Origin of the sequence: Gordonibacter massiliensis (ex Traore et al. 2017) (genome assembly GCF_019731765.1) — a bacterium.
Lineage (GTDB): Bacteria > Actinomycetota > Coriobacteriia > Coriobacteriales > Eggerthellaceae > Gordonibacter > Gordonibacter massiliensis.
Genome location: NZ_JAASIO010000001.1, coordinates 43,820 through 56,095 on the forward strand (window position 1 = coordinate 43,820; position 12,276 = coordinate 56,095).

Here is a 12,276-nt window from a genome sequence, read left to right on the forward strand (position 1 = left end):
CCCTACTCCTCCCCTATCAGATAGTCGCGAACGTCGGCGCCGTACTCCGGCGAGTAGTTCTTGCGACCGAATTCTTCCGGATACCGCGCGGCCAACTCGAACACGTCGACCTTCTCCACGCCGGCCAGATAGCCGGACGTCACCTCGCCGCTGGCGTTTTTCGAGGACGTGTGCGTGGGACAGATGAGGTTGATGTCGCCACCGCGATCCAAACCGCCGATGCCCGACACGATTACGTCGCTGTTCGCCCCATGATCCATGTACACCACGCCGTCGCGCACGCGCTCGGTGACCCGCGCGCCGCCCAGCACGGCCCCGCGCTCGTTGAACACGCTCACCACGTCGCCGCTCTGTATGCCGAGCTTCGCCGCGTCGGAGGGGTTCAACCACACGGGCTCGTAGGCGTAGCCGTCGGGGCCGACGACCTTGCACGTCTCGATCTCGCGGAACCACTCCACGTCGTCGAACTCCGCGTGCACGCGCCAGCGCGGGTGGTTCGACTCCACGAGGAACGGGTACTTCTTCGCGCGCTCGCTGTTCAGGCGGTCGTCGTGGCCGTCGCCCGCCTCGATCCAATGGGCCACCGGGCCGCGGATGTGGTCGTCGGGAAACTGCTCGGCGAGCGTGGGCGAGTAGTACTCGATCTTGCCGGACGGCGTCTCCAGCGGGAACATCTCGGGATTCTGCGCGAACCCGCTCAAGCCCACCATCTGGTCCTCCCAGCCCTCCACCGTGGGGATGAGTTGGTAGCGGTTGCGCTTGAACGCCTCGAAGTCCAGCTCGTCGGCCGGGATGCCGCACGCCTCGTAACCTTCCCTGATCTGCTGCTCGACCGTCTTTCCGCCGGTCATGCGGTGCTTGACGTCCTCGTAGACGCCGCCGTAGCGCTCGAGCTTCTCGGCCACGGCCTGCACGGCCTCCCAGTCGGACCGGGCCTCTCCCACGGGGTCGATGGCGGCCTGCTCGTAGATGACGGCGTTCCACTGGCCGCTGTCGCAATCGGTGCCGAAATCGCTCGTCTCGAACTTCGTGCAGATGGGCAGCACGATGTCGGCGAAGCGCGCGTCGTCTTCGAACCAGGGCGCCTGCACCAGGTAGAACTCCAGGTTGTCGCTCTTTAGGGCATCTTGGTACTCGTAGCCGCCGTTCAGGCTCGTGGAGAACGCGGGGTTGTCCGACCAGAGCATCTTGATGCCGGCGTTGCCGTCCGTGGGGAACTCCAGCTTGACGAACTGGTCGGGACGGTCGTTCGCCGCCGTGCCGTGGCCGTACCAGCTGAACGACTCGCCGCGCAGGGCCTTGTGCACGTGGCACTTCGCGATCATATGGTCGGCGTTGCTGCCGATGATCCACCCGTTGTAGGCCGCGGCCGTGCTCGGCGCGAGCTTCGAGGGCGGCATGGGGCTGCACGACGTCATGCCGAACAGGGTCCACTCGATGAACTTGATGGAGATGCGCCCCGGCATGCCCACGCCCTGCATGCCCAGCAGGTAGACTTCGAGGCGCGCCGGCTCGTGCGCGAACGCGGCGCGGATGAAGGAGCCGCCGTTGCAGTGGGCGATGGACACGTTGTGCCGCGCCCAGTAGCGGGCGAGCGCCTTGATGCGGTACGCGGGGATGCCGCAGATGGGCTCGGCCCATTCGGGCGTCTTCGGCACGCCGTCCTCGTTGCCCAGCACGTAGTACTCCAACCAGTCGAAGCCGATGGCGTGCGTTTCGACGTAGTCCTTCTCGTAGGTTCCCTCGGTCAGCCACACGTACGCGATAGCCAGCTGCAGGGCCGCGTCGGTGTTGGGAAGCACGGGGAACCACTTGTCGGCGTGCACCGCCGCGGTGTAGTTGCAGTCGGGCGCGATGGCGATGTGCTTGATGCCGCAGTCGTCGAACCAGTACGCCAGCTTCGAGGCGAGCTGCCCGCCCCACGCCGACGTCGTGGTCTCCAGGTCGCACCCCCAGTACAGCATGGCATCGCAGTTCTGGGCGATGTCCTGCGCCGTGTTCGTGGAGTGGGTGTTCTGCCCCACAGGGTCCATACCCCAAGCGTGCTTGGCCCCCCAGTACCAGCCCTCCCAGCTGTCGGGGTTGCGCGCCTGCACGGTGTAGCCGCCGCACAGCTCCAGCAGGCGCGTCATGCAGCCGTGGGGCGCATGCACCGCCTTGCTCTCGCCGTGGCCGTCGGCTTGGCACAGGATGGAGTACGGGCCGTACTCGTCGTGCACGCGCTTGATCTCGGCGGCGATGATCTCGGTGGCCTCGTCCCACGATATGCGCACGTACTTGCTCGTGCCGCGCGTCTCGGGGTGGCGCTCGCCTTGCGGATCCCAGTCGACGCGCTTCATGGGATGGGCCACGCGGTTCTTGGAGTACGTGCGCCGCTTGTACACCAGCGGGAAAGGCGGCGTGTACGACTTCATACCCGGTTCGAACGTCGTGCCGTTGCGGCCGGTCAGCGTCCAGTAATTCAACTCGTCCTTCGTGTACTGCTCGTCGTAGTGCACCGGCCTGATGCGCACAAGCTTGCCGTCCTTCACGTCGGCGGCGACCATGTTCGCCCCGCCTCCGCAGGCTTCCAACCCCAAATTGTGAACGACGGTCGTATCTGCTATCTTCATGCCTCTTCCTCTCACTCTTCGTCTCGTCTAGCAAGTCTTGGCTACTGGGCCTCCTCTGCATCTTGGGCGGCGCGCTCGGCCACGCGCACTTCGTGGACCTTCTTGTCCGATTTCACGAAAACGATGACGGCGACGGCCGCCAGAACCGCAAGCGGAGCGAGGACGAACTGGCCGTTCGCCTGCCAGCCGATGGAGGAAACCGTGGGCGAGACCACGTAGCCTCCCACCACCTGGGCCACGCCCGTGGCGAACGCCATGGTGGCGAGCGCGAGGTCCGTCTTTTTCGGCTCGGGCACGAGCACCGGCGTGATGGCGCGGGTCCCCGTGGGAACGAGCGCGCCGCACAGGCCCATGACGATGCTGGCCGCCCAAGGGCCGGTCATGTCCGACCCCGGCGTGAAGTACAGGAAGCCCATGCAAACGGCCACCAGCAGGTACCCTGCGGCGATCATCCACTTGCGGAAGTTGAGCTTGTCGGCCGCCACGCCGAAACCGATGCCCAGGGGAATGGAGATGAGGGCCGTCCAGTTGGGCAGCATCGACGAGTCGAACACGCTCAGGCCCTTGACGTTCTGCAGGAACGTCGGGTACAGCGTGTTGATGTTCGCCACGTAGTCGAACACCCACACGAAGAAGAACGCGCACACCACGATGCCGGCCACCATGAAGTTCTTGCCGGGGCGCTTGCGCTTCGACGGATCGCCGTCAAGAAGCTCGTTCTCCGGAACGGCCGGCATCTTGCAGCTGACCAGCAGCCAGACGATGGACACGACCTCCATGGCTATGGACACGTACCAAACGGGGTGCCACGAGAACGGAACCGCCGCGCCGCCCGCAGCCTCGAAGATCATCGGAGCCGTGAAGAACGCGATGACCACGCCCACCGGCGTCCACTGCGACCAGATGCCCATGCAGAGCCCCTGGTTCTTCAAGGGGAACAGACGCGGCATGATGTTCGGCCCGATGACGCAGATAAGGCCGTAGGATATGCCCTCGAGCGTGCGCCCCACCAGGAACAGCGCGGTATCCGTTGCGAACACGCACACGAGCGACCCCACCAACTGCAGAACCGAGGTCACGACGATCGAGAACTTGATGCCCAGCCGCTGCATGACCAGCATGCCGGGAAACGCGAGCAGCATGCCCGCTATCGAGTACACGCCCATGATCTGGCTGAGCATGTCCACGGACATTCCCAGATCGGAGCCGATGTACTGAATGGCCGGCGCGGCCTTGAACTGGTTGAACGTGGCGGTGAACCCCAGAAAGAACAGGGCCGCGAAGCATATCCACCGCTCTCTCGAGTTCAGCTGCCTGTCTTGAACCCCGTACTTCGCCACCGATGACGCCATAAGCCCCCTCCTCCTTCGAACGCACTCCCCTTATCGCAGCGGGGGACGGTTGGGAGCAGGGATAGCTCCGGCAGAAGGGACGATGGTCCTTGTTCGAATCGAACCCGTCGTCCGACCGTTCGACCGCGCAAGGATATAGTGTCAAAGGTGGGCGGCCGAAACCATAAACAACGAATCCGCCAGGGGTTCATACTCTGTTGCGACTCATACTGCGCAGGGAAACAGGGCATGCGGAAGCGTGGGCATGCTTGTCCGAACAGGCATTTCTTTGGGATTATGATCGGTTGCGAGCGTTTCGATGACGCGTTCGGTTAGATCAAATTGATACGGCCGCCATCCTTGAACGCCGCCCGCCCGGTATGATTTTTTGCGCCGCGCCTACCGCACTGTGTACTTCTCGACGGCTTCCTCGTTCAGCGTCACGCCGAGGCCCGGCCCGGCGGGCGGGTAGACGCGGCCGTCCTCCATGCGTATCTGCTCGTTGATCAGGCTGGGACGCGCAGGATCCTCGTAATCCATGAACTCGCAGGGGTAGCTGATGGTTTTCAGCGCGCAGCCCATATGCACGATGGCGGTCATGCCCAGATCGCTCTCGGACTGGCTGCCTATCATCATCGGACGGTGGTACGCCTCGCACAAAGCCGCGATCTTGCGACCGTAGGTGTAGCCGCTGCGGGGTATCTTGATCATCATCACCGAGAGCGCGTCGATGTCTATCTGGTGCGCGATGTCGTACAAGGTGAAGTTGCTCTCGTCCCCCGCGATGGGGATGTCGATGGCGTGCGCCAGGCGCACGCGGTCCTTCTCGTTCGTCGCGGCCATCGGCTCCTCGAAATAGTCCAGCTCGCCGCGCAGCGCATCGTGCACCCGCTTCGCCTCGAAGTACGTGTAGCTCTGGTTGCCGTCGATGTAGAGCCTCGTGTCGCGCGTGACCACCTGGCGCAGCGCGTGCACGCGGCGGATGTCGGCGTCCGCATCGACGCCGCCCTTCACCTTGAAGGCCCTATACCCTCTGCCGTTCAGCTCGCGCGCCTGGTCGAGCATGGCCTCGTCGCTGGTCAGCCACAGAATGCGGCTCGGCTCGATGCTGTCGCGGTAGCCGCCGAGCAGCTTGCGGCACGGCAGCCCGCACGCCTTGCCCATGATGTCCCACAGCGCCACGTCGATGCCGCCCTTGGCGGCGAGGTTTCCCTTGATGAACGCCATCTTCTCGTGGACCTTCTCCACGTCGAACGGGTCGATGCCCGCCACCAGCGGCTCCAGCAGGTCGTTGATCACGTGCACCATGCCCACCTGCGTCTCACCGTAGATGTTCTCGCGGGGAATGGCCTCGGCGATGCCCTCGACGCCTTCGTCGGTCATGATCCGCACCAGCACATGGGCCTGGCTGGTCATGCGCCCGGTGGCCCATTCCATGGGATGAGGCAAAGGAAGGTTCACCGGAACAGCCCGCACGCTTTGGATCTTCATGCTCGATCATCGCCTTTCGTCTGCGCCGGGGATCGAATTTCCCCGGCCGCTTCTACATCGCTCCGTCAGCCGGAACCCGGTTGGCGATTGCCTTCTTCTTCCTGCTGTTCAAGGCCGCTTCCACGCCGATGGCCGCGATGCCCAGCCAGATGAGCGCGAAGCAGATGCCGTGGGCGAGCGTGAACTGCTCGCCGTAGAACGCCACGGCCAGCACCAGCGCGATGGTGGGGCTCACGTACTGGATGAAGCCGATGACCGTGAGCGACACGCGGTTGGCGGCGGCGGAGAACAGCAGCAGCGGAACGGCCGTCAGCACGCCGCATCCCGCGAGCAGCGCCATGTCCGCCACCGGCCCGGTGACAGCCATGGCGTCGGGCGTGGCCGGCACGATCTGCCAGATCCACGGCGCGATCGCCCCCACGCCCAGCGCCACGGCGCCGATGAGCCCCGTCAGCAGCGACTCGAACGCCATGCCGGGCAGGGCCGGGTAGCCGCCCTTCTTCTTCACCGCGCCGTACACGCTGAACGTGAGCGCCAGCGCGAAGGCTATCCAGATGTCGCCGCCGTTCGCGACGATGAAGTACCCCACGCCCAGCGCGGCGAGCGCCGTGGCGACCTTCTGCATGGGGGTCAGCCGCTCTTTGAAAACGATCATTCCCAGCGCGATGCTGCACAGCGGGCACAGATAGTACCCGATGCTCGTCTGCAGCAGGTGCCCGCTGTTGGCCGCCCAGATGTACACGCCCCAGTTGCACGAGACGATGAGCCCCGAGGCCAAAAACGTGCGCACCGCGCGCGGATCGCGGAACAGGTAGAGGAAGCGCGTTCGCTTCACCAGCACGCACAGGGCGATAACCGCCGCGCACGACCACACCATGCGCCACGCCAGCACCTCGAACGCGGGAATGGCCGAAAGAAGCTTCCAGTACACGGGCATAACGCCCCACAGCAGGTAGCATCCCAGCCCCTGCAAGAACCCCGTCCGGTCGGTACGCTGTTCGCTTTCGCCTTCCGCCACTGCCTGCTCGCTCACAAACCCGCTCCTCGCTCTCGATATATCCGCTGCATTATACCTCTACGCCGGCTACCCCTCGACACCGAAACGCAACGGGTCGGTAGACCGAAGGTTGCTTGACGGTGTCGGAGGCAAACGTTATTGTTGTCGCTACAACTGTTTAGCTCGACCACCGAAGGACCGCCCATGTTCATGAACGACATATCCATCATCGTGCGCCACATGCGCGTGTTCGCCGAGCGCCGCATGGCCGAAGAGGGGCTCGGTTTCCCCGAGCAGCTCGTGATCATGTGCCTCGCGGCCAGCGGAACGTCGAACCAGGAGCGCATCGCGTCGTTCCTCGACATCGACAAGGGCGCCGTGGCGAAAACGGTGGCGAAGCTGGAGGCGAAGGGGCTCGTGGACGGCAGGACGAACGAGGACAACCGCCGCGAGAAGATACTGTCCCTCTCGCCCGCCGGCCGCCAAGCCATCGAGCGCATGCAGGACGCGCTGGCTTCTTGGGAGGACCACGTATTCGCAGGCGTCGACCGCGAGGACCGCCTTGCCGCCGAGCGCGCCATCGCCCGCATGGCGCAGAACTCGCACGCCATGATCAGGAACGAGGACTAGCATGTCGCGATCGAACAGCAAGGGCTACGTGATCGTGGCCGTCGTGTACCTTTTGGGGCTTTTCATCGGCGCGCTCGACACCGGCATCGTCACCCCCGCCCGCACCGTCATTCAGGGAAGCCTGCACGCCGACGAGCAGTTGGGTGTGTGGATAATCACCATCTACACGCTGGCCTACGCGGCCGCCATCCCCGTAATGGGCAAGCTGGCCGACCGCTACGGCCGCAAGCCCATCTACCTTACCAGCATCGCGCTGTTCGGCGTCGGCTCGCTGTTCTGCGGCCTGGCCCAGGACTTCGGCAGCTTCGAGCTGCTGCTGGCGGCGCGCGCGGTGCAGGCCATCGGCGGAGGCGGCATCATGCCCGTGGCCACCGCCGAGTTCGGCACGGCGTTTCCCGAGGAGAAACGCGGTATGGCGCTGGGCCTCGTGGGCGGCGTGTACGGCATCGCGAACGTGTTCGGCGCCTCGGCCGGCAGCTTGATACTCGACGTGTTCGGGCAGCAGAACTGGCAGTTCATATTCTACGTGAACATCCCCATCTGCCTGTTCATCATGGTGGCGGGCGCGCTCGTGCTGTCGAACTCCAAAGAGCGCGACGTCCGGCCCATCGACGGTTGGGGGATATGCGTGCTCATCGTCATGGTGCTGAGCCTGCTGTACGGCCTGCGCAACCTCGACTTCTTCGACTTCGGGAACTCCATCGCCTCCCCCGAGGTCTACCCGTTCCTCATCGCATTCGTCGTGCTGCTTCCCGTGTTCGTGTTCGTGGAGAAACGCGCCTCCGACCCGGTGATGAGCCTGGCGTATTTCAAGAACGCCAGTATCGTCATCACCCTCTTGCTCTCCATCATCACGGGCGTGGTGATGATGGGCATGATCTTCATCCCGCAGTTCTCGGAGAACGCCCTGCGCATGCCCGCCGGGTCGGGCGGCTATTTCGTCATCATCCTGGGCGTGTTCGCCGGGGTGGGCTCGCCTGTGTCGGGCAAGCTCATCGACCGGTTCGGCGTGAAGGTGGTGCTGGGTTTCGGGCTGGCCGCGTCGGTTGCGGGCTCGCTGTTTTTGGCCCTGGTGGCCACGGCCTACCCCACCGTGGTGAACGTGGTGGCAAGCCTGGTGCTCATTGGGCTGGGCATGGGCTTCACCATGGGCACGCCGCTCAACTACATGATGCTGGCCAAGACGAAGGAGGCCGAGGCGAACTCGGCGCTCGCCACCCTGTCGCTCGTGCGCTCCATCGGCACGGCCGTGGCGCCGGCCGTCATGGTGGCCTTCCTCGCCCACGCGGGGGCGACGGTGCAGGACAACCTCGCCGACGAGCTTCCCAACCAGGTGAACGTGCCGCTGCTGGACTACGAGCAGGAGGTTACGGACAAGCTGGACGAGCTCAAGGCGAACGACGCGCTTGGCGACCAACTCGGCGACATGGACCTGCCCGATCTGGCGTCCATGCACACCGTCGACGTAAGCATGGACGCGTCCGACGGCTCGGTCGACGTGCCGGACGATGCGATGGAGGCCATGAAGAACGCCGACGTCACCACGATCGTGGGCGACGCGAAAGCGCTTGCGTCCGCCATGTTCGATCAGATGGCGCCCACGATAACCAGCGATATCGATGAAGGGCTGGACAAGGGCCTGAACGGCGTTGACGCGGCGCTATCCGAGGTCGAAGGGAAGCGCGCCGACCTTGAGCAGGCCGTTGCGGCCATGGGACCTGCCGCCCCGCCGGCCATGCGCTCGGGTGCCGATGCGCTGCAAAGCGCGCAAGGCGAACTGTCCACCTTGCGCGACCAGATGCAGGCCATGAAGGACAGCGTGCCGAAGGCCCTCGAAGGCGCCAAGCAGGATTACCTGCACCAGATCGACGATCGCTCCGAAGCCATAGAGTCCGCGTTCCAGCGAACGCTCAACGAGGGATTCCGCGGCCTGTTCCTGCTGGTGGGAGCCTGTTCGGCGGTAGGGTTGCTGCTGCTGGCCTTCTACCGCAACGAAGGCGCGAAGGCGTAGGGAGCGCCGACGCAAGCTTGCATGCTTCCACGTCGATGCCGCGCCGAATACGCAGGTTGCCCGCTCTGCTACCATAGAGGGCAACCTGTTCGCCTTTGCTCACCTTCGAAACGGAGCGTTTGCTATGTACCGCTACGTGCTTTTCGACCTCGACGGGACTTTGACCGACCCGCAAGAAGGCATAACCGCCTGCGTTCAGCACGCGCTCGCCGCGTTCGGCATCAGCGAGGCTGCCGACCAGCTGACCCACTTCATCGGGCCGCCGCTGCATCGCTCGTTCATGGAATGCTACGGTTTCACCGACGCCGAGGCAACCGAGGCGGTGCGCGTGTACCGCGAGCGCTTCGGCACGCTGGGCATCTTCGAGAACCGCGTGTACGAAGGGGTGCCCGAGCTCTTGGAAGAGCTGGCCGACGCGGGCATCGTCACGGGCGTGGCCACCTCGAAGCCCGAACCTTACGCGGTGCGCATCCTCGAGCACTTCGACCTCGCTCGCCACTTCGACGTGGTGGCCGGCAGCAACATGGACGGCTCCCGAACCGACAAGGGCGACGTCATCTGCGAGGCCTTGACCCGTCTCGGCCAGCCGAGCAAGCGCGAGGTGATCATGGTGGGCGACCGCAAGCACGATGTGGAGGGCGCGCGACGCGAAGGCATCGACGCGATAGCAGTGAGCTGGGGCTACGCGCCCGAAGGAGAACTGGAAGCAGCCGCGCCCGCTTTCTTGGCGTCGACGTTGTCCGACCTTCACGACCTTCTGCTCCACTCGAATGGATGCTCGAAAGACAAAGGAGAACAATCGTCTATCTAAAATCTGCGATCAAAGCATTTCAGAAAAACGGGTGCAGATTCTAGACCTGCACCCGTTTCGATCTGACCAGCTTATGCGGTTAGCTCCTTAGAACTCCAGCTCCTTCAGTCGGTCGAACACAACGTCCTTGCGGGTGAGGAAGTCCCAAGGGTCAAAGATCTCGTCGAGCACCTCGGCTGAGAGGTTCGCCTCGGGGTCGGCTTCGAGGTTCTCGCGATAGGTGGGGCCGTCCACGGCGTTCTGGATGTCCTCCCACACCTTCATGGCGTTGCGCTGCACGATGACGTAGGCGTCCTCGCGGCTGATGCCGGTGTCCACCAGGGCCAGCAGCACCTTCGAGCTGAAGATGAGGCCCTTCGTGCGCCACAGGTTATGCTCCATCTTGGCCGGGTAGGTCTGCAGGCCGTCCAGCATCCACTGCATCTTGCCGAACATGTAGTCCAGCGCGATGAAGCTGTCGGCCAGCGCCACGCGCTCGGCGCCGGAGTGGCTGATGTCGCGCTCGTACCACAGCGCCACGTTGTCGAACGCCACCTGCGCGTTGCCCTTCACGGTACGAGCCAGGCCGCAGACGCGCTCGGCCGTGATGGGGTTGCGCTTGTGCGGCATGGCACTGGAGCCCTTCTGTCCCTTCGCGAACGGCTCTTCGGCCTCGATGACGTCGGATTGCTGCAGCAGGCGCACCTGCATGGCGATGGACTCCAGCGTGGAGGCCGTCACGGCCAGGCCGGCCATCACCTGCGCGTGGCGGTCGCGCGCCAGCACCTGCGTGGACAGCGGGTCGGCCTCAAGGCCCAGGCGCTCGCACACGTACTGCTCGACGAACGGGTCGATGCTTGAGTACGTGCCCACCGCGCCGCTGATGGCGCCCGTGGCGGCAACCTTGCGGGCCTCCTCCATGCGCGTCTGCGCGCGCTTGAGAGCCCAGGCCCAGCTGCCGAACTTCATGCCGAACGTCATGGGCTCGGCGTGGATGCCGTGCGTGCGGCCCACGCACAGCGTCTCCTGGAACTCGAAGGCGCGGCGCTTGCACGTCTCGCCCAGCTGCTTGATGTCCTCAAGAATGATGTCGATCGCCTGCGTGATCTGGTAGCTGAGCGCCGTGTCGCCCAGGTCGGACGACGTCATGCCGTAGTGCACCCAACGGCTGGGCGGCTCCTGGCCCTCCGGCACGTCGGCATCGATGTACTCGGCCATGTTCGTGGTGAACGCGATGACGTCGTGGTTCGTCACCTTCTCGATCTCGTCGATGCGCTCCACGGTGAAGTCGGCGTGCGCGCGGATCCACGCGGCCTCTTCCTTCGTGATGCCGGACTTGCCCAGCTCGGCCTGCGCCTCGCACGCCAGCACTTCGATTTCCTTCCAGATGTTGAACTTGTTTTCCAACTCCCAGATGGCGCCCATCGCCGGGCGCGTGTAACGGTTGATCACGCCGGTCCCTTTCCCACGTCGTACCTGATGGCAACCAGCATACCGCACCGCGGGCAAAGCGCGTCGTTTTCCACGGAAAGCGCCGAGGGAATGCGCGTCGAAAGAAATGGGCTGTACAGCGTCCTGCAAGCACCTCAGCACAAAATAACGGTTATGAACGATTTTCGCTTCTACGCGTAAAGTACGACCTGGGATAATACCGCGATCACTTGAAAACAAGAGGCCAAAATCATTCATAAACGTCATTTTGTGCTGAGGCAATCTGACGGATGCGCTATCGCTTGACTTCCTTATCTTTGTTCGAGTAGTATATTTCCTATTATTTCACTAGGTTATTAGGAGGCATCGAACGTGGATCAGGTATTGAGCGAGGGGTGCGCACGCGGGCGCGTTCGTTCCGTGAACGTGTCGAAGCGCAAGGGTGGCCGCAAGACGCCGTGCGCGGAAGGCGTGGCCGTCGAGGCCCACCGCGGCGTAGCGGGCGATGCGCATGCCGGCGACTGGCACCGGCAGGTGTCGCTGCTCGCATGGGAATCCATCGAGAAGGCGCAAGCCATGGGCCTGGACGTGGCAGAGGGCGACTTCGCGGAGAACGTCACCACCGAGGGTATCGACTTGCTGTCGCTGCCGCTGGGCAGCCGCCTGCGCATCGGGGGCGACGTGCTGTTGGAGCTGTCGCAGATCGGCAAGGTGTGCCACACGAAATGCGCGATCTACCACCTGGCCGGCGATTGCATCTTCCCTCGCGAAGGCGTGTTCTTCGTAGCGCTAGAGGATGGCGAAGTGAAGCCAGGTGATCCCGTCGAGGTGGTTGCCCTCGGCGACGACACCTGCGCCTACACCCCGCCCGAAGCCTTGGAGGAACTGCGCACGGCGCATGAGCGATAGGCTAAGCACACGATAGCTCGTCATGTCGAAGGGCCGCGCAAGCTGGGCGTGCGGAAACGAAATAACCTGAAGAG

General features: G+C 64.2%; 9 protein-coding genes. 4 read left to right on the forward strand and 5 right to left on the reverse strand.

Annotated features, from left to right (window positions below):
• Positions 1-2: 2 nt before the first annotated feature.
• The 4 genes from HCH03_RS00180 to rarD form a co-directional block, all read right to left on the reverse strand.
• Entirely contained in the window at positions 3-2,612 is a 2,610-nt protein-coding gene (locus HCH03_RS00180; protein WP_221687903.1) for a molybdopterin-dependent oxidoreductase, read from the reverse strand.
• A gap of 41 nt (positions 2,613-2,653) precedes the next feature.
• Positions 2,654-3,964: an MFS transporter gene (locus tag HCH03_RS00185; RefSeq protein ID WP_221687904.1), complete on the reverse strand. Its 1,311-nt coding sequence runs from the start codon at positions 3,962-3,964 to the stop codon at positions 2,654-2,656.
• 378 nt (positions 3,965-4,342) lie between these two features.
• On the reverse strand, positions 4,343-5,434 hold the full coding sequence (locus tag HCH03_RS00190) for a mandelate racemase/muconate lactonizing enzyme family protein (RefSeq protein WP_221687905.1): 1,092 nt from the start codon (positions 5,432-5,434) through the stop codon (positions 4,343-4,345).
• A 52-nt stretch (positions 5,435-5,486) separates the two neighbouring features.
• Entirely contained in the window at positions 5,487-6,467 is a 981-nt protein-coding gene (gene rarD / locus HCH03_RS00195) for an EamA family transporter RarD (protein WP_221687906.1), read from the reverse strand.
• Positions 6,468-6,635: 168 nt separating this feature from the next.
• On the opposite strand from rarD, the gene HCH03_RS00200 reads away from it, so the two are divergent.
• The 3 genes from HCH03_RS00200 (at position 6,636) to HCH03_RS00210 (ending at position 9,883) form a co-directional block, all read left to right on the forward strand.
• On the forward strand, positions 6,636-7,061 hold the full coding sequence (locus HCH03_RS00200) for a MarR family winged helix-turn-helix transcriptional regulator (RefSeq protein WP_080143998.1): 426 nt from the start codon (positions 6,636-6,638) through the stop codon (positions 7,059-7,061).
• 1 nt (position 7,062) lies between these two features.
• Complete coding sequence (locus HCH03_RS16215; protein WP_246599407.1) at positions 7,063-9,072, forward strand: MFS transporter; 2,010 nt, start codon at positions 7,063-7,065, stop codon at positions 9,070-9,072.
• 124 nt (positions 9,073-9,196) lie between these two features.
• Complete coding sequence (locus HCH03_RS00210) at positions 9,197-9,883, forward strand: HAD hydrolase-like protein (protein WP_221687907.1); 687 nt, start codon at positions 9,197-9,199, stop codon at positions 9,881-9,883.
• Between the two features lie 87 nt (positions 9,884-9,970).
• Here HCH03_RS00210 and purB read toward each other — a convergent pair whose 3' ends face one another.
• Positions 9,971-11,314, reverse strand: coding sequence for an adenylosuccinate lyase (gene purB / locus HCH03_RS00215; protein ID WP_221687908.1), 1,344 nt, complete (start codon positions 11,312-11,314; stop codon positions 9,971-9,973).
• A gap of 351 nt (positions 11,315-11,665) precedes the next feature.
• Here purB and HCH03_RS00220 point away from each other — a divergent pair, with 351 nt between their 5' ends.
• Positions 11,666-12,202, forward strand: coding sequence for an MOSC domain-containing protein (locus HCH03_RS00220; RefSeq protein WP_368042393.1), 537 nt, complete (start codon positions 11,666-11,668; stop codon positions 12,200-12,202).
• The last annotated feature ends 74 nt before the right edge of the window (positions 12,203-12,276 follow it).